Origin of the sequence: Arthrobacter sp. B2a2-09 (assembly GCF_027587375.1) — a bacterium.
In the GTDB taxonomy this organism is placed as follows: domain Bacteria; phylum Actinomycetota; class Actinomycetes; order Actinomycetales; family Micrococcaceae; genus Arthrobacter.
The window spans coordinates 42,674-59,613 of the sequence record NZ_JAMXIC010000004.1 but is presented as its reverse complement, the minus strand read 5'-3'; the positions used below and the strand labels follow the sequence as shown (position 1 = coordinate 59,613).

Here is a 16,940-nt window from a genome sequence, read left to right as displayed (position 1 = left end):
TCGCTTCCACCCCCGGCGAACAGCCTGCCGGGCTATTTCAGGAAGAGCTTGCGCAACCTTCCGGTAGTGAGCGTGATGCCGAGGGCGATCATCACGAGGTAGTAGGCGATGTGAACTGCCGTGGCCGGGCTGAAGGAACCAATGCTGATCTGCCGCAGGAGTTCTACGCCGTGCCAGAGCGGCATCGCTTGGATGAGCCACTGGATGTATTGCGGATAGACGCTCAGCGGGTAGAAGGTGGCGCTGAAAAGGAACATAGGCAGCATGAAGAAATTTATCCAGTCCATCTGTTGGAAAGTCTTCATGAAGCTGGTGATGCCCATGCCGAAACTCGCAAAGCCAAAGGCGATCAGCACGGACGCCGGGATGACCAGGATGGCCCATGGCGTGGTGATGAGTCCCATGACGGCCATGACGGCCGTGAACCCGGTGGCGTACAAGAGTCCACGCAGCAGGGCCAGGAAGATCTCCCCGATGGCTACGTCCAGTGGTCCAAGGGAGGTGTAGAGCATTCCTTGGTACAGCTTGGCGAAGTTCATCTTGAAGAAGACGTTCCAGGTGGAGTCATAGACGGCGCCGTTCATGGCGGACACGGCCAGGAGCGCGGGCGCGATGTAGGCCGCGTAACTGATTTCCTGGCCGCCCGGTCCCGCCACGGAACCCACGATCGGTCCTAGTCCCACGCCCATGGAGACCAGATAAAGCACCGGCTCGAAGAATCCGGATACCAGGATCAACCACGTGCTGCTTTTCGCTGCCATGAGGCCCCGGGACACAACAGCAAGCGCGTTGCGGGAGTACAGCGGGCCGAAGGTGCGTTCACGGGCAGCGTCGGTGGCGCTGTGGCCCCCAGTGAGGACGCTCATGCCCCCATCCTCCTGACGAATTGGCGCCGCGTCAGCATCCAACCCGCAGCGGCGGCGCCTACAAGGAACAGGACGTGGGTCAGCGTCAGCAAGGGGTTCTCCTCGAGTCCATAGGTGAACACGCGGCCCAGCTGCGTACCGTGCCACACCGGGGAGATCCAACCGATCCAGCGCACACCAAGGGGCAGCGAATCCAGAGGGAAGAAGGTGCCCGAAAACAGGAACAGCGGCACCACGATGAATCGCTGCACCAACGCGAACTGGCCGGAGTCCTTGGTAATGGTCGACGCATAGGCCATGAGCGGCAGCCCGAAGGACAACCCGGCCACCGTGGCAACTATCGCGGACACCCAGCCCCACGGACTCGGCGAGGCCCCGAACATGGCCACGATGGCGAAGTAGACCACCGATTGCACCAGGAACTTCAAGGTACTGGCCATGATGTGGCCAGCGGCGATCTGCTGCGGAACCAGCGGGGAGGCGTGCGGGCCATAGAACACGCGGCGCCATTTGAAGCCGTCCATGATCGGGTAGGAAAAGTCCCCCGATGCCGTCATGACCGCGGATGAGACCAACAGTGCCGGCGCGATGAAGGTCAAGTAGCTCACGCCGCCAAACACCGCCGCGCTGTTCGCATTCACCAGGCTCGCCAACCCGATGCCCATCGCGAACAGATAGGCCACCGGCTGGCCCACGCTGTACAGGAACACGGACCAGCCGTAGCCACGCATCACCCGCAGGACCTGCTCGGCGTAGAAGAAGGATCCCCACCGCTTTGCCCGGCTAGCCGAAACGGCCGGCGCGTGGGCACGCGAGGGAAGGTCCGCCGTCGGGAGCTGGGCGTCAGTCAACCGTCGCCTAATCAACAAGGCTCCGCCCGGTCAGCCGGAGGAAGACGTCCTCCAGCGAGGAACGTCGCACCAGCGAGGTCAAGGGACGGAGCCGGCGTGCGGAGACTTGCTCCAACGCCGATTCACCGTCGTCCGCATAGATGAGCACACGGTCCGGAAGCGTCTCGACGCGTTCGCCGATGCCCGCGAGTTCGACCCCGATAGTCGCGTTGCGTTCCGAACCGAAGCGGAGCTCCAAAACCTCGCGGGTGGAGTATTCGCGGATCAGGCTGGCAGGCGAGCCTTCGGCCATGATCCGGCCCTTGTCCACCACGATCAGCCGGTCGCAGAGCTGTTCGGCCTCGTCCATGTAGTGCGTGGTGAGGATCAGCGTGACACCTTGTTCCTTGAGCCTGAACAGGCGGTCCCAGAGGATGTGCCGGGCCTGCGGGTCCAGCCCCGTGGTGGGCTCGTCCAGGAGCAGGATCTTGGGCTCGTTGATCAGCGAGCGGGCGATCGTGAGGCGCCGTTTCATGCCGCCCGAGAGGGCATCGACCCTGGACTTGGCTTTGTCTGTCAGCTGGGCGAACTCGAGCAGCTCATCGGCCTTGGGACGCAAGTAGCTCAACGGCAGGCCGAAGTAGCGGCCATAGACAATCAGGTTTTCGCGGACCTTCAATTCCTCGTCCAGGTTGTCCTGCTGCGGCACCACTCCGAGGTGCGCCCGGACTTCCGGACCGTGGGTTTCCGGGTCCAGGCCCATGATGCTGAGCTTCCCGGACGTGCGCTGGGAGACTCCGCCGATCATTTTCATAGTGGTCGATTTGCCGGCGCCGTTGGGGCCAAGCAGGCCGAAGGACTCCCCTGCCGGGACCTCGAAGGAGATACCGTCGACGGCGATGAGCTCGCCGTAGCTCTTGGTGAGGTTTTCGGCTGTGATGACTGCGGGTGGGTTCATCTGGAAGCTGGCTGACGTGGAGAAAGAGCGGGTGGCTTCATTGTGCACCCCAGCAGACTAGTAGAGCCAAGGAATACGTGAAAGAGGTATTCCGCAATTTTCTGGAATAACCTCCTGAAACCGGGTTACCCCGGGCCCTGCGCGACATTCTGCTGGATCATTCCGCACCTCAGGCCCTGGAACCGCGTGATTCCAAGGCCTGACGGTTTATCCAGACGAATGATCCAGCAGAATCCGCCGGTTCCTCACTTCGTCGGATGTGTCCGCAGCACTTCCAAGCGCTGGCGGTACTCGGTCTCGTCGATTTCGCCACGTGCGTAGCGCTCCCTCAGCACGCTTTCGGCGCCTTGGGTTGCTGCCCAGTAGTGGTTCCTGCGCCACATCCGGCGGCCGAAGAAGATGAAGAATCCGATGACCAGGAACCAAAACAGCGGGATCAGGAGGAAAAACGGCCAGAAGACGAATCCGTCCCCGGGTCCATGGACGACGTCGGCGGGCAGCTGGGCGGCCGCGGCGCCGATGGTGGTGGTCAGTGATGTCAACATGTCCAGTCCAAACTCTCAACAGGCCGTATCTCGGCTCTGGTTCCAGTCTGGTTTTTGGCCCATCGAAACGCGTCGGCCAGCGGGAGTCACTTGCCACCCGCCGCCTACTCCCCCGGGAGACTGCGTCCCAGGGCTAGCTGCTCCAGCCCGGCCGGACCAGGCCGGATTCGTACGCCAGCACTACCAATTGCGCACGGTCCCGAACCAGCAGTTTGGTCATGATCCGCGAAACGTGCGTCTTCGCTGTCAGCGGGGTGATGAACAGCCGCTCGGCGATCTCTGCGTTGTTCAGGCCCTCGCCTACCAGTGCCAGGACTTCCCGTTCGCGCTCCGTGATTTGGTGCAGGGGTACCGTCTTCGACGCCGCTTTGCTGTGCAGGGCGAGCTGGGCCATGATGCGGCGTGTCACAGACGGCGAAAGAAGGGCGTCGCCGTCGTGCACTACCCGCACTGCGCGGATCAGTTCCTCCGGCTCGGTGTCTTTAACGAGGAAACCGGCGGCCCCCGCGCGCACGGCTTCGGCGATGTACTCGTCCAGCTCGAACGTCGTGAGGATGATGATGCGGGTGTGCACGAGGCGGGGGTTGGCCAGGATTTGCCGGGTTGCGGCCAGCCCGTCGCCGTCAGGCATGCGGATGTCCATGAGGACGACGTCGGGTGCCTCGCGCTCGGCCAGCCTGACGGCATCCCGGCCGGTACCCGCCTCAGCCACCACTTCCATGTCCGGCTCAGCGTCCAGGAGGGCCCGGAAACCGGCCCGGATGAGGTTCTGGTCGTCGGCCAGCAGCAAGCGGATCATGGCTGGCGTTCTCCCTTTTTGGGGTTCAGCGGGAGGTTGGCTTCCACGCGCAGCCCGGGCTCCAGCGAGGTCAGGCCAAGGGTGCCACCGAGGGCCTGGACGCGCTCATGCATGCCCCTCAGCCCGTTCCCGGCGGGCGCTCCCCGGAGGCCTCCGCCGTCGTCGTCGATCCTCACCCGCAGCTCGTCCCCTGCCAATTCCAGAAGTACGACGGCGGACGCCGCGCCCGAGTGCCTGCGGACGTTGCTCAGCCCTTCCTGGACGATCCGGTAGGCGGCTTCCTGCTGTGCCGTGCCTACTCGTTCCAGGCCAGCTCGTTCCGGGCCTACTCGTTCCGGGCCAACTCGTTCCGGGTCAGCTCGTTCCGGGTCGACGGAGTTTTCGAACCGCACCTGCAGGCCGCCGCGCCGCGCGTCTTCCACGAGTTCCGGGATCCGCCCCAGGCTTGGAGGCGGTGCGGGACTTAGCGGGGCGTCGTCGCGGAGCACTCCGAGGAGCTGACGGACTTCGGCCAGGGATTCCTTGCTCGCTGCCTTGATGGCTTCCAGCGCCGGGCGGAGCTTTTCGGGGTCGTTGGTGCCCAGATGGAGCGCCACGGAAGCCTGGACGTTGATCATCGACAGGGAGTGCGCCACCACATCGTGGATATCGCGGGCGAGTGTGAGACGGTACTCGTCCCGTTCGGCCTGTTTGGCGGCCTCCCGCCGTCGTCGGTATTCGGCCATCCGCTCGCCCCGCCGTCGGAAGCCTTCACCGATCAGTACAAGGATCGCCGCCCAGGCAACGCCGGCAGAGGCCCGGACCAGCCCCGTCTCATCCCCGGCGAGGACAGCCATCAGCACGACGGCTGCGGCGCAAATTCCCGCCCCAAGCCAGGCCTGCCAGCGGAGCCCCGCGGCAGCGGTCAGGATAATCGAGAGAGCCAGGGACAGCACTATCGGACCCCAGGCGTAACCGAGTAGCACGTAGCTGAACGTGGCCGCGAGGGTGATCGGCAGCATGACGGCGGGCTTGCGGGTCCGGAAAGCCAAGGCCACCGGTCCGGCCAGCAGCAGCATGAAGGCGAGGGGGTCCAAGGGGCGCAGGGCCACCTGATGGCTTGCCGAAAAGACGGTCCCCAGGACCTGGATCAGGGCCACCGCGATCACGATGAAACTCGTGGGAGGACCCTGGAAACGCCGCTGCATGCTCCGAGCCTAGCCGCGGAGGGCGCCGGCGTCGTCGGGTTAACGGTGTAGGGCGCCTACTCCCGCGGGAGTAGGCGCCCTACAAGGCGGTGGGAAGCAAAATCAGGCGACGCCGGAGACGCTTTCCGCTGCCAATTGGCGTTCCGCAGCTTCGACCACGTTGGTCATGAGCAGCGCCACGGTCATGGGACCCACGCCGCCAGGGTTCGGCGAAATCCAGCCGGCTACATCGGCAACGGCGGGATCGATGTCGCCGTGGACCTTGCTCTTGCCCGTCTCGGGGTCGGTTTCACGAGTGACACCGACGTCGAGCACGGCCGCGCCCGGCTTCACGTCCGCGGGTTTGACGATGTGCTTGGCACCCGCCGCGCCTACAATCACGTCCGCCTGCCGCAGCAGCTCCGAGAGGTTCTTGGTGCCGGTGTGCGTCAGCGTGACGGTGGCGTTCACGGCCCTGCGGGTAAGCAGCAGGCCGATCGAGCGGCCGATCGTGACGCCGCGGCCGACCACCACAACGTGCTTGCCGGCGAGGCTGTAGCCGTTGCGCTGCAGGAGCTCGATGACGCCGCGGGGCGTGCACGGCAGCGGCGAGGTGATCTCTCCGTTGACGTTGAGCACCAGCCGGCCCAGGTTGGTCGGGTGCAGGCCGTCGGCATCCTTGGCGGGGTCGATCCGCTCGAGGATGGCGTCGGTGTCCAGGTGCTTGGGCAGCGGAAGCTGCACGATGTAACCGTGGCAGGCGGGGTCCGCATTGAGTTCGTCGATGAGGGCCTCAACCTGGGCCTGGGTGGCGTCCGCCGGAAGCTCACGCTGGATCGAGTTCATCCCGATCTCCACAGACTGCTTGTGCTTCATGGACACGTAAAGCTGCGAGGCAGGGTCCGCACCTACGAGCACAGTGGCAATGCCCGGAGTTACGCCGCGGGCCCTCAGGGCAGCGACACGCTCAGTCAGCTCGGACTTGATGGCGGCGGCGGCGGCCTTGCCGTCAAGAATCTTTGCGGTCTGCGCCATGGACGGGTTCACCACTGCTCGTGCTGCGGGTACAGCGGGAAGTCAGCGGCGAGCTTGTCGACGCGGGCCTGCAATGCTTCAACATCGGTAGCGGAGCCGGACTTCAGCGCCGAAGCGATGATCTCGGCAACCTCGGTGAATTCGGTGGCACCGAAGCCGCGGGTAGCCAGGGCCGGGGTACCGATGCGCAGGCCGGAGGTGACCATCGGCGGGCGGGGGTCGAACGGAACGGCGTTGCGGTTGACGGTGATGCCCACCGAGTGCAGGAGGTCTTCGGCCTGCTGGCCGTCCAGCTGCGAGTTGCGCAGGTCCACGAGGACCAAGTGGACGTCGGTGCCGCCGGTCAGCACGGAAATGCCGGCTTCAGCGACGTCGGCCTGGTTGAGGCGGTCGGCGATGATCTTGGCACCTTCGAGGACGCGCTCCTGGCGCTCCTTGAATTCCTCGCCGGCAGCGATCTTGAAGGCAACAGCCTTGGCGGCGATCACGTGCATGAGCGGGCCGCCCTGCTGGCCCGGGAACACGTTGGAGTTGATCTTCTTCGCCCATTCCTGCTTGGCGAGGATCACGCCGGAACGGGGGCCGGACAGCGTCTTGTGCACCGTGGAGGTGACGACGTCGGAGTGCGGCACCGGGCTCGGGTGCAGGCCTGCTGCAACGAGGCCGGCGAAGTGGGCCATGTCCGTCCAGAGGAGCGCGCCAACTTCGTCGGCGATGGAGCGGAAGGCTGCAAAGTCGAGGTGGCGCGGGTAAGCGGACCAGCCGGCGATGATGACCTGAGGCTTCTCGGCAATGGCCTGTTCGCGGAGCTTGTCCATGTCCACGCGGAAGGTGTCTTCTTCAACCTGGTAGGCAGCTACGTTGTAGAGCTTCCCGGAGAAGTTGAGCTTCATGCCATGGGTCAGGTGGCCACCGTGGGCCAGGGAAAGGCCGAGGATCTTGTCACCAGGAGTGATCATGGCGGACAGGGCCGCGGCGTTGGCCTGCGCACCCGAGTGCGGCTGTACGTTGGCGTACTCAGCGCCGAAGAGTGCCTTCACGCGGTCGATGGCCAGTTGCTCGGCGATGTCCACGTATTCGCAGCCACCGTAGTAGCGGCGGCCCGGGTAGCCTTCGGCGTACTTGTTGGTCAGGACAGAGCCCTGGGCCTCCATGACGGCGCGGGGCGCAAAGTTCTCGGAAGCGATCATTTCCAGGGTGCCGCGCTGGCGGCCGAGTTCCTGTTCCAGAACCGCGGCGATCTCGGGGTCGAGCTCGGCAAGCGGCTGGTTGCTGATGGTCGCGGAGGTGATGGTGCTGGTGGTCACGAAGATCTCCTGGATAGGCATCGGGTATTTCTACAGGTCAGGCTACCGGCTGGGTTTTTTCCATGCCTTTGATTACGGGGCATGGCACAGCGACAGTAAAACGTGACCCTCGGCCCAGGCGTACGATCCGTGGTCTTCATCAATGCCGCTCCCTGGTGGTACACCACCCAACGCCAGTCGCGACGACTTAAACAGTACAACAGGTGCGCAACGGTAGGCTTGATCGTGTGACTGACTCCACCCTGCCTACGTCTTTTGTTGTAACCCTGTCCTGCCCGGACCGGCCCGGAATTGTGCACGCCGTCGCAGGCGCTTTGTTGGAGGCTGGCTGCAACATCGCCGATTCCCAGCAATACGGCAGCCCCAGCACGGGAAACTTCTTCATGCGGGTGGAAGCCACGACGTCCTCGACCCAGGCTGAACTGAGTTCGGCGCTGGCCCCGGTGGCCGAAGAGTTCGGCATGAAGTGGCAGATCAACCCGGTGGGCCAGAAGGTCCGTACCCTGATCCTGGGTTCAAAGGACGCACACTGCCTCAATGATCTGCTCTTCCAGCAACGCTCCGGAACCCTCCCCATCGAGGTACCGGCCATCGTATCCAACCACCGGGACCTCGAAGGTCTGGCGGAGTTCTATGGGATCCCCTTCCACCACATCCCGGTCACTCCGGACACCAAGCCACAAGCCGAGGCGAAGCTCCTTGCGCTCATCCAGGAGCACGGCATCGAGCTGACTGTCCTGGCGCGCTACATGCAGGTCCTCTCCAACGAGCTCTGCACCGAGCTCAACGGCAAGGCCATCAACATCCATCACTCCTTCCTGCCCTCCTTCAAGGGCGCCAAGCCCTACCACCAGGCGCATGCCCGGGGCGTGAAGATCATCGGCGCCACTGCCCACTACGTCACGGCGGACCTCGACGAGGGCCCGATCATCGAGCAGGAAGTCATCAGGGTGGACCACGCCCGCACAGCCGAGCAATTCGTGCAGATGGGCCGCGACGTCGAGGGCCGCACCCTCGCCCAGGCTGTGCAGTGGCACGCCGAGCACCGCGTCCTGCTCGACGGCACCCGCACGGTGGTGTTCAACTAGCGCTCCCCCCCTGCCCACCTACCCGTCGTCCCCACCCAACTAGCTCGCATTTGTTGTCGTTTTGACGCCTCATAACGGCATCTACTGCTAGTTAGTTGGGTGTTCTACGCTGGGTGCATGGACGGGACCCGGAGGGCCTTCAGCGACGAAGCCGACAATCACGAGGCGAACCTGGCCGTCTACTACGACCGGCAGGCCGGCATCCAGAACACCCGCGCCATGACCACGCATCGGACGGAGTGCCGCGATTGGTTCATTCGCCTGCTCAAGGACGAACACAGGCATTCTCTGTTCGAACTAGGCTGCGGCACTGGCGTCGAAGGTTTGGAATTCGTGCGGGCGGGACTGCACTACACGGGCGTTGACCTGTCCGAGGAGAGCATCCACGTCGCCCGCGCCAAAGGCTTGGACGCGAGCGTGGCCAGCGGCCGCGCCTTGCCTTTCGCGGACGTCTCCTTCCCGGCCGTGTGGACCATGAGCACCCTCCTGCACGTCCCCAACGCGGTAATCCACGACGTCGTCCGTGAGCTCGTGCGGGTCAGCGCGGCTGGCGCGCCGATCGCCGTCGGGCTCTGGTCCGGTGACGATGAAGAAGTCCTCAACCCCGAGGACCAGGACGAGCCGCGGCGGTTCTTCAGCCGGCGGAGCGACGACGCCGTGCGCCGCATCTTCGGTGCGCACGGCGACGTGGAGCACTTTGAGACCTGGCCCGAGGGAGCCGGAGCGGAGTCCGGACCCGGCGCGGGGAATTGGACGCAGCACTACCAATTCCTGGTCCTCCGAACGCCTCCCGGCCCACCCAAGTAGCTCGCATTTGTTGTCGTTTTCAAGGCTCATAGCGACACCTAATGCGACCCAGTTGGGATGGGCGGGCCAGACGGCGTGTTCTAGGCTTGCCCCATGGCTCCCATTTACACCTTCGCCGGGGATACCCCGGTCATCCATGACACCGCCTTCGTGGCACCCACGGCTTCCATCATCGGCAAGGCCACCCTTGGCGAGGACTCGAGCGCCTTCTATGGTGTGTCAGTCCGGGCAGACACCGCTGCGATCAGCGTCGGCGCCGGCTCGAACCTGCAGGACAATGTGGTCCTGCACGCCGACCCCGGTTTCCCCTGCACCGTAGGCGAGCGCGTCAGCGTCGGGCACAGCGCTGTCGTCCACGGATGCACTGTGGAGGACGACTGCCTTATTGGCATGAGCGCAACCATCCTGAACGGCGCGGTCATCGGTACAGGTTCGCTTGTGGCCGCCGGCGCCGTCGTGCTTGAGGGAACTGTCATCCCGCCGCGATCCTTGGTTGCCGGTGTGCCCGCCAAAGTGCGCCGCGAACTGAGCGAGGAAGAGCTCGACGGCGTGAAGCGCAACGCGGCCCACTACAAGGAACTCGCCACGGCGCACAGGGAGATGCACGCGAAACTCCCCTAACAAGCAAATGCGAGAGCTCCCACGGCAGACCTATGCCCCGACTATCACTGTGCCGGCGCCCTTCCCGGATTCATCGTTCCACTGTCGAATTCTGGTCGCGAGGGCTGCAAGGTCTTTGTCACGGGGGCCCTTGACGAGCTCGAACAGAGATTCATCGGGGTTATCTGAGTCTCCACCCCACGCCACGACCCCAGCACACTCCGCTAACAGGCTTCTGATGGTTCGAAGCTCCGAGCCGAATAGATAGCCTCGGCTTCCGAACGGGAAAGAACCCGGCAAGATCTGAATAGCCGTGCCTGATGCCAAGTTCGTAGAAACACCCGCCGCGATCTCTGACAACGGTCGGAAGCCAACCACGTCCCCTTTACCTAGCGGCCGGACCTCATAGTTGAAGCGGCGAGCGACGTAAATCAGGATCGCTTCGGGATCTCCGGCACGGACCGACACTGATGCGGCACTTCCGGGCACAGGACGCGCCCAAACTCCTTCGTTCGTATCGGATGATTGTGCCGTTCGCCAGCCGTTGTTGCTTCGTTTCGGTTGCTTCCCTGAAGGTGCCCCAACAACATGCGTGGCTTGGGCGACGGCTGGGGATGCCGTGACGATTGCACCGCCCGCGACGACTATTGCTCCCCCCAATACAGCGCCGAGAAGGGAGCGGCGGCCGACTTTTCGACTTGGAGTCTTCACGGGATTGGACCTTTCACGACGCGAATTGGTTGACCAACGGCTTGGAAAGTCAACCGAGATTGGTCTCGGTGAGGACAAGAAAGACAAACAGGGCAATTGCTGGCAGAAGGAGTGTTCCCAACCCCGCTGACCATGACTTAAGGTTCTTGAGTTGCCTTAGCTTCAGCAGCACGACAGCATCGGCGAGAAGAAACACCACAGTGATGAGAACGAAGAAGAAAATGCAAATGCTGAGATTCGTGTCGTCCTGACCGTAGCGGGCATCCGGGTATCCGCCATTTTCCAGGATCAAGTGCGCGGCGTTCAGTGAAGCTAGTGCCAACCATGGGAAGCCCAGCAGATTCAGGAAAACGACGGCCGCAAGCGAACCGGGCTCCCCCGCGCCGGGCGATGCGGGCTGGGCTTTTGTCATGCTCGCCTATTCCTCAAGAGGCCGTTGTACTTCTCAAACACCCGGTAGAGGCCTATGAGTTCTCCCCCGTAGCGCTGGGCGTCTGGACCTGTTCCGTTGTAGCGGGCCAGAGTCGTCTGATACTCGCTTTCGGGGTTTCCCCTGCCCAGAAGCACGTCCTGATCGACGGCTCCATGGATCAGGACCTGGGCGGCGGTTTGCACATTGAAGTTGTCGTCCTGGAGTTTCTGCCACATCGTCCACACATCGGGCTTATTATTGGGATCCATGATTGTGCCCGGCATCATTCCTTGGCTGATGCAGTAGTTTTGCGCCCGGATGGCAGTCCTCGCGAAGATTTGTCCCAGACCGGTGCTTGAATCATCGTTGCCGCGCCCGAGGAGTCCTGCGTAGTAGAGCCGCACTCCCTCGTCCGCCACCGTGTCGAGGTGCGTGTACTTGCGGTACTCCCACAACAGGGGACATTGGACCAACGATTTAGGCACTCGGAACCGACCCGCAGTCTGGGTGATTTGCGCATCGAAACGAAAGATCATCTCGACCGCATCAGTGTTAGACCGCAGCGTGGTCAGAGGCTCGCCTTCGTATTCAAGGCCCTTCTCCGGAACCCCGATCGACTCGAGATATGACTTGATGTCGGCCATCAATGCCCCTTGTAGCTGAGCATCAAGGAGGACGTCCACCACCTGAGTTTCCTTCGGCGGATTGAATGAATTCTGTCCCGCATCGCGTCCCGACGCGATGTTTTTGTCGATTTCGATGCTTCCGGCGCCCGTCCCGACAGTGATGGTTGATATCTGGTCGAAGGCCCAATCTTCCGGCAGCGGATATCCCAGGTTGCCCGAGAATCCGGTGGACATGTCACACACAAAACTGGCTGTTGAAAGCCCCTCGCCGGCTACACGGGAACACACGTTGCGAGGACCATAGATACCTATCTTGTAGCCTGCGGCGTTGAAGTCCATCGTGGACTTGATCCCTCGGAAGTGAGGGATGATGTTCTCGGTAACTTCATAATCGAGGGCGTCGAAATCAACGGCGAAGTAAACGGTCGTGCCGGGCTTGAACCCGTAGAAGCGGAGTCTTTCGATGGCCGCCAGTGCATCTGCTTGCCCCTGTCCGGCATTGAAGTATGCCGCCGCGCCGCCCCAGGTTTGGTAGATGGGGAAGACGCGCATACCGCTTGACTGGATTGCCGCGAGTTCCCCTTGTTCGATCTGTTTGTTCCAGGTAGAGCGGGGAGCATTAGACAGGTAACGGCCAATGATCTGGTAGCCCGCCGCCGTCAGAGCCGAAGCCCGTGCAGGAGTGATCGTGGTGATGCAGTCGGCAGCCGTTCCTCTCCGGGTGACATCGCCGGTGGAAACCAAAAGCGACGCCCATGTTTGAAAGTCGCCTTTTCCCGTGACGGGCAATTTGGCGAAGCCTTGAAAATCGGACACCAGCGCAGACAATTGAGCGGTAAACACATCCGCAAACGCGGTTCCGGCACGTTTATTGAAGATCATGGCGGCGCTAAACAGCCGAACCCAGGTTCCCGTGGAGCCAACTGTCAACGTGTTATTGCGAATCCCTGATTGTGTGCCCGGTCCAAAGAATCCGTTGGCCACATTGTCGCTCATGCCGATCTGGTACTGAATGGCAAACATGAGAGCCTTCTGCACATTCCGTGAGAAGAAACCGTCGCAGGGGACGATGAAGAATTCACGACGCGCGATGTACGCTGCATTCAGCCATTGTTGGGCAGAACGGACAGCACTGTCTCCGCCCGGCAGCAGGACGTACGGATCCATGGTCAGAAGGGCCTTGAATACTTTCGGCGCGACGCCATCACCAGGGAAGGCCTCTTGGACTCCCATGTCCAGTTTCAGCTTTCGGACGGCGTCCTTGACCCGCTGATTGTAGATTCCGTCGATTTCTCCGCCATCGTAACCCTTGCAATACAGAGCCGATTGGATGATCTTATTAATGCGCCCAGCGCCAGGAGTGGCCCCGTCGATATTTGGCATTTTGGATTGAAGAGTCGCCAACGTCGTTGGGCCAAAGCTGTCCGACAGCACGGTGATACCAAGCTCGAATTGCAGCGCCCGGGTCAGGGCGAACATGACCGCCCAGCTCGTTCGCCCGTTCTCCTCCACTTTTGGAATACCTGCGGAGTTGTAGGTGTTGATGAATTTCTGCGCACGGATAACCATTACGTCTGCCATTATTCCCCCAAATTGGCTTCATTTTCGTAAAGGGTCATAGCTACTAGACGCCGCCATCAAACATTGGTGGAGCCGGTTCTAGAACCGCCACCGACAGCAAGTCGGCGCCATGATGAGTCCACCCCCCGCCTAACGTTCACAAAAGGATTAGGCGGCCAATTTTGATGATTTTGTAAATGATAGCTCACTATCATTATTCGGTCAAACCGACTCTTGACGGATGCCTGCAGGCGTGGATGTCCGGGATACAGGCCTGGGCGTGCACTGCGGAAGAGCAACGCCAAACAATGGCTGTGGACCGTGTTCAGCTCACGAACCGAACTGGTCCACGCAGGCGCGCAACCCACTAAAATGCGAGGCCCGCTCTGCGTCCTTGGATCAGGTTTAGGAACGCAGAGTGGACCTCGCAAACGCAACAGCGGCAACTAGTCCAGGCTGATAGGCCCGAGCTCGTCCAACAAGTCACCGGGACCGGGGTTGCCTGCCACGGACGAACCACCGAGGTGGTTCACGACGCCCCACACGGCGTTGAGCCCTGTGGTGACAGCGCCTTCGGCCCAGCCTGCGGTGAACGAAACGTCGTCGCCGGCCAGGAAGATGCCGCGCTGGCTCTCCGGCAGCTTGTCCTGCTTGAAGTGCGTAAACAGGCGCTGCTGGTAGCGGTAGTGCCCGGGCAGGTTCGCCTTGAAGGCGCCCATGAAGTTCGGGTCGGCCTCCCAGGAGACTGTGATGGGCTGGCCCACGATGTGGCTCGCGATGTCCACGCCTGGGTAGATCTGCTCGAGCGAGTGCAGCATGAGCTTGACGCGTTCCTCGGCATTGAGCGAGAGCCATTTCAGCGCGTCGTCGTTCCACGTGTAGGAAAGCAGGATGACGGCAGGCTTGTCCGGGCCGTCGTCGAGCAGGTACGTTGCCCGGTTGAGCCGGTCGGTCAGCGTCATGGACAACACTTCACGGCCCGTTTCGGGGTCGACGTCCTTCCAGAACGGCCGGTCCACCATCACGAAGGTCTTGGACGACTGCATGTAATGCGAGCGCTCGATCGCGGTCCACAGTTCCGAGGGGAACAACGATTCGTGGGTGTGGATGCGCGTGGACAGCAGCCAGGACTGGCACGTGGTCACGACGGCGGGGTAGCCCGTTTCGCGGCCCCAACGCTCGCGCACCATGAGGTCGCCGTTCCCGCCTCGCTCGATGCGGTCCACGGCGCCGCGCGGGCAACCGGAATGCAACGATGCGAGCGACGTGCCCTCGGGCCAGTGAGCCATGCCCGACGGCGCGTGGTGCCACAGTGCCTCGGGGAGTCGTTGCGCTCCCCCGGTGATGAGCCGGTGCTGGTCATCGGCGTCGGTGTAGACGACGCGCAGGATTTCGAGGATGGAGTTGGGGAAGTCGGTGTCCCAGCCGCCGGTACCGAAACCTACCTGCCCGAAGGCCTCGCGGTGCGCGAATCCGGCATCCTTGAAGGACTTGCTCGCGGCGATGAAACCGTAGAAAGTCTGCTCATCCAGGAGCGGGAGCAGTTCGTTCCATAGTTCCTTGATGCGCTTGGTGTCACGGGCCCGGATCGCCTCCTGCATTTCCTGGAACGCAGCACCGTCATTCACGGCGGCCTTCCAGGCTGCGGCAACCTCGTGGAAGAACTCCGGAAGGTCAGCAGATGTGGCGGCGTAGTGCTTCTGTCCGGCGAGCTCGATCACGGTGCTTGATGTTGCGGGCGCGAGCGGGTTGGGGAATTCCTGGGTGTCCAGGCCGAGGAGGTCCACGTAGTGGTAGAACGCCTTTCCTGACACCGGGAAGCGCATGCCGCCGAGGTCGGCCACCACTCCGGGAGCGGAGGGGAAGCTCGCGGTGCGGAGCCGCCCGCCGATCTGGTCGGCCTCGTAGACCACGGGGCGCAGCCCGAGCTTCATGAGCTCGTAGGCCGTGACGAGTCCCGACAGGCCGGCACCGATCACCGCGACCTCCGTGCCGTACAGTTCCGGCTGAACAACCGCCAGGCCGTCGGGGTGGGCCAGGTAGTGGTCGTAGCTGAACGGGAAGTCCGGGTTCAGCATGGTGATGGGAGCGTCGGCCGGCGTTGCTTGGGAAGTTCCCGTGTGCCCCGCGCGGGGTGTGGGTTCCGTGGGCAATTCGGTGGCGGTGGTCATGAAAGTTCTGCCTTCACAGTTTCCGGGTCGGCGACCCTGGCGGATAGTTCACGGTATTCCTGTTCGCTCAGGGCCGCTACTTTGGAGTTCTGGCGTCCGTAGCCGAAGTAGAGGGCGATCCCGACCAGCATCCAGCCGCCGAACACCACCCAGGTGTCGGCTCCCAGGTTGGCCATGAGGTAGGCACACATCAGCGTGCCGAGAACGGGGGTGATCGGGTAGAGCGGCACGCGGAAGCTGCGCTTGAGCTCCGGGCGGTTGCGCCGCAGGTAGATCACGGCGACGTTGACCAGCGCGAACGCAAAGAGGGTGCCGATGCTGGTGGCGTCGGCCAGCGCGCCGAGCGGGACGAGCCCCGCGGTGAGTGCGACGGCGGTGCCCACGATGAGCGTCCCGGCCACCGGCGTGCCGGTGCGCGGAGAGATCCGGCCGAAGACCTCCGGGACCAGTCCGTCGCGGGACATGGAGAGCAGGATGCGGGTCTGGCCGTAGAGGACCGTCAGGACGATGCTTGCGATGGCGAGCACGGCTCCGATGGAGAAGACGAGCGCGATCCAGGGCTGGTGGGTGGTTTCCTCGAGGATCTGGACCAGGGCGGCCTCGGTGCCGCCGAACCATTCCCAGGGGCGGGCGCCGATGGCGGCCACGGCAACCAGGACGTAGATGCTGGTCACGATGACCATGGATAGCAGGATGGCGCGGGGCATGTCGCGCTTCGGGTTGCGGGCTTCCTCACCTGCCGTGGAAGCGGCGTCGAAGCCGATGTAGGAGAAGAACACCCGGGACGCGGCAGCCGAGACGCCTGCGGCCCCCATGGGCATGAGCGGTTCGAAGTTCCCGGCGTTGAACGCGGTGAACGCAACGGCGCAGAAGAACAGCAGGATGACAATCTTGATGCACACGATCACGGTGTTGATCCAGGCGCTTTCCTTGGCACCGCGCACCAGCAGGATCATCGCGAGGACCACGATCGCCATGGCCGGGATGTTGACCACGCCGCCGCTGCCCGGTGGCTGGGACATCGCGTCCGGCAGGAACTGTCCGAACGCCGCGAGCGTCTCGTTCACGTATTGCCCTGCGCCGACGGCCACTGCAGCCACGGAGACCGCGTATTCGAGGACGAGGCACCACCCACAGATCCAGGCCATACCCTCGCCCATCGTGGCGTAGGAGTAGGAATAGCTGGAGCCGGCAACAGGCACGAGGCCCGCCATCTCCGCGTAGGACACGGCCGAGAACAATGCCGCCAGCCCAGCCACTACGAAGGAAATCCAGACCGCGGGGCCAGCCAGTGGCACGGATTCACCCAGGATCACCAGGATGCCGGTGCCCAAAGTCGCGCCGACACTGATCATCGTCAGCTGGAGGACACCGAAGCTGCGGACCAGCGGCGTACCGCTTTCGCTGCTTCCGGCTTCGCTGACCATCTGCCCGATCGGCTTGCGGCGCAGCAGCTGCG

General features: G+C 63.1%; 15 protein-coding genes and 1 riboswitch. Of the genes, 3 read left to right on the top strand and 12 right to left on the bottom strand.

Features of this window, described 5'->3' with window-relative positions:
- Positions 1-32 precede the first annotated feature (32 nt).
- From NFJ07_RS05900 to glyA, 8 genes are all read right to left on the bottom strand, one after another.
- Positions 33-866 (bottom strand): ABC transporter permease, encoded by an 834-nt coding sequence (locus NFJ07_RS05900; protein WP_269993167.1) that lies wholly within the window; start codon positions 864-866, stop codon positions 33-35.
- Positions 863-1,717, bottom strand: a complete 855-nt coding sequence (locus NFJ07_RS05895; protein ID WP_269993166.1) for an ABC transporter permease — start codon at positions 1,715-1,717, stop codon at positions 863-865. Before NFJ07_RS05895 ends, NFJ07_RS05900 begins: the two co-directional genes overlap by 4 nt.
- 7 nt (positions 1,718-1,724) lie before the next feature.
- A complete protein-coding gene (locus tag NFJ07_RS05890; RefSeq protein WP_269993393.1) occupies positions 1,725-2,654 on the bottom strand; it encodes an ABC transporter ATP-binding protein in 930 nt (309 codons plus the stop codon).
- Between the two features lie 245 nt (positions 2,655-2,899).
- The gene (locus NFJ07_RS05885; RefSeq protein WP_269993165.1) at positions 2,900-3,199 is read right to left on the bottom strand and encodes an SHOCT domain-containing protein; all 300 of its coding nucleotides are present in this window, start codon (positions 3,197-3,199) and stop codon (positions 2,900-2,902) included.
- A 133-nt stretch (positions 3,200-3,332) separates the two neighbouring features.
- Complete coding sequence (locus NFJ07_RS05880; RefSeq protein ID WP_269993164.1) at positions 3,333-3,998, bottom strand: response regulator transcription factor; 666 nt, start codon at positions 3,996-3,998, stop codon at positions 3,333-3,335.
- On the bottom strand, positions 3,995-5,185 hold the full coding sequence (locus NFJ07_RS05875; RefSeq protein ID WP_269993162.1) for a sensor histidine kinase: 1,191 nt from the start codon (positions 5,183-5,185) through the stop codon (positions 3,995-3,997). Before NFJ07_RS05875 ends, NFJ07_RS05880 begins: the two co-directional genes overlap by 4 nt.
- A 102-nt stretch (positions 5,186-5,287) precedes the next feature.
- The gene (locus NFJ07_RS05870) at positions 5,288-6,199 is read right to left on the bottom strand and encodes a bifunctional methylenetetrahydrofolate dehydrogenase/methenyltetrahydrofolate cyclohydrolase (protein WP_269993161.1); all 912 of its coding nucleotides are present in this window, start codon (positions 6,197-6,199) and stop codon (positions 5,288-5,290) included.
- An 8-nt stretch (positions 6,200-6,207) separates the two neighbouring features.
- Positions 6,208-7,527, bottom strand: a complete 1,320-nt coding sequence (gene glyA, locus NFJ07_RS05865; RefSeq protein ID WP_442865302.1) for a serine hydroxymethyltransferase — start codon at positions 7,525-7,527, stop codon at positions 6,208-6,210.
- 84 nt (positions 7,528-7,611) lie between these two features.
- Positions 7,612-7,697: riboswitch (ZMP/ZTP riboswitch) on the bottom strand.
- A gap of 36 nt (positions 7,698-7,733) precedes the next feature.
- Between glyA and purU the strand changes: the two genes are divergently transcribed.
- The 3 genes from purU (at position 7,734) to NFJ07_RS05850 (ending at position 10,022) form a co-directional block, all read left to right on the top strand.
- Positions 7,734-8,594 carry a formyltetrahydrofolate deformylase gene (purU, locus tag NFJ07_RS05860; RefSeq protein ID WP_269993160.1) on the top strand — a complete coding sequence of 287 codons (861 nt, stop codon included), beginning with the start codon at positions 7,734-7,736 and terminating at the stop codon, positions 8,592-8,594.
- A gap of 117 nt (positions 8,595-8,711) precedes the next feature.
- Complete coding sequence (locus NFJ07_RS05855; RefSeq protein WP_269993158.1) at positions 8,712-9,401, top strand: class I SAM-dependent methyltransferase; 690 nt, start codon at positions 8,712-8,714, stop codon at positions 9,399-9,401.
- Between the two features lie 93 nt (positions 9,402-9,494).
- A complete protein-coding gene (locus NFJ07_RS05850) occupies positions 9,495-10,022 on the top strand; it encodes a gamma carbonic anhydrase family protein (protein ID WP_269993156.1) in 528 nt (175 codons plus the stop codon).
- A 739-nt stretch (positions 10,023-10,761) separates the two neighbouring features.
- Here NFJ07_RS05850 and NFJ07_RS05845 read toward each other — a convergent pair.
- From NFJ07_RS05845 to NFJ07_RS05830, 4 genes are all read right to left on the bottom strand, one after another.
- Positions 10,762-11,124, bottom strand: a complete 363-nt coding sequence (locus NFJ07_RS05845; RefSeq protein WP_269993155.1) for a hypothetical protein — start codon at positions 11,122-11,124, stop codon at positions 10,762-10,764.
- Positions 11,121-13,331: a glycoside hydrolase domain-containing protein gene (locus NFJ07_RS05840; protein WP_269993154.1), complete on the bottom strand. Its 2,211-nt coding sequence runs from the start codon at positions 13,329-13,331 to the stop codon at positions 11,121-11,123. Before NFJ07_RS05840 ends, NFJ07_RS05845 begins: the two co-directional genes overlap by 4 nt.
- Positions 13,332-13,756: 425 nt before the next feature.
- Positions 13,757-15,481: a flavin monoamine oxidase family protein gene (locus NFJ07_RS05835; protein ID WP_442865301.1), complete on the bottom strand. Its 1,725-nt coding sequence runs from the start codon at positions 15,479-15,481 to the stop codon at positions 13,757-13,759.
- Positions 15,478-16,908: an amino acid permease gene (locus NFJ07_RS05830; RefSeq protein ID WP_269993390.1), complete on the bottom strand. Its 1,431-nt coding sequence runs from the start codon at positions 16,906-16,908 to the stop codon at positions 15,478-15,480. Before NFJ07_RS05830 ends, NFJ07_RS05835 begins: the two co-directional genes overlap by 4 nt.
- Positions 16,909-16,940: the final 32 nt, after the last annotated feature.

Excerpts from the sequence above, each read along its gene's own strand:
- NFJ07_RS05900 (WP_269993167.1), bottom strand. The coding sequence starts at position 866 with ATGAGCGTCCTCACTGGGGGCCACAGCGCCACCGACGCTGCCCGTGAA.
- NFJ07_RS05890 (WP_269993393.1), bottom strand. The coding sequence starts at position 2,654 with ATGAACCCACCCGCAGTCATCACAGCCGAAAACCTCACCAAGAGCTAC.
- NFJ07_RS05885 (WP_269993165.1), bottom strand. The coding sequence starts at position 3,199 with ATGTTGACATCACTGACCACCACCATCGGCGCCGCGGCCGCCCAGCTG.
- NFJ07_RS05880 (WP_269993164.1), bottom strand. The coding sequence starts at position 3,998 with ATGATCCGCTTGCTGCTGGCCGACGACCAGAACCTCATCCGGGCCGGT.
- NFJ07_RS05875 (WP_269993162.1), bottom strand. The coding sequence starts at position 5,185 with ATGCAGCGGCGTTTCCAGGGTCCTCCCACGAGTTTCATCGTGATCGCG.
- NFJ07_RS05870 (WP_269993161.1), bottom strand. The coding sequence starts at position 6,199 with ATGGCGCAGACCGCAAAGATTCTTGACGGCAAGGCCGCCGCCGCCGCC.
- glyA (WP_442865302.1), bottom strand. The coding sequence starts at position 7,527 with ATGCCTATCCAGGAGATCTTCGTGACCACCAGCACCATCACCTCCGCG.
- NFJ07_RS05855 (WP_269993158.1), top strand. The coding sequence starts at position 8,712 with ATGGACGGGACCCGGAGGGCCTTCAGCGACGAAGCCGACAATCACGAG.
- NFJ07_RS05850 (WP_269993156.1), top strand. The coding sequence starts at position 9,495 with ATGGCTCCCATTTACACCTTCGCCGGGGATACCCCGGTCATCCATGAC.
- NFJ07_RS05845 (WP_269993155.1), bottom strand. The coding sequence starts at position 11,124 with ATGACAAAAGCCCAGCCCGCATCGCCCGGCGCGGGGGAGCCCGGTTCG.
- NFJ07_RS05840 (WP_269993154.1), bottom strand. The coding sequence starts at position 13,331 with ATGGCAGACGTAATGGTTATCCGTGCGCAGAAATTCATCAACACCTAC.
- NFJ07_RS05835 (WP_442865301.1), bottom strand. The coding sequence starts at position 15,481 with ATGACCACCGCCACCGAATTGCCCACGGAACCCACACCCCGCGCGGGG.
- NFJ07_RS05830 (WP_269993390.1), bottom strand. The coding sequence starts at position 16,908 with ATGGTCAGCGAAGCCGGAAGCAGCGAAAGCGGTACGCCGCTGGTCCGC.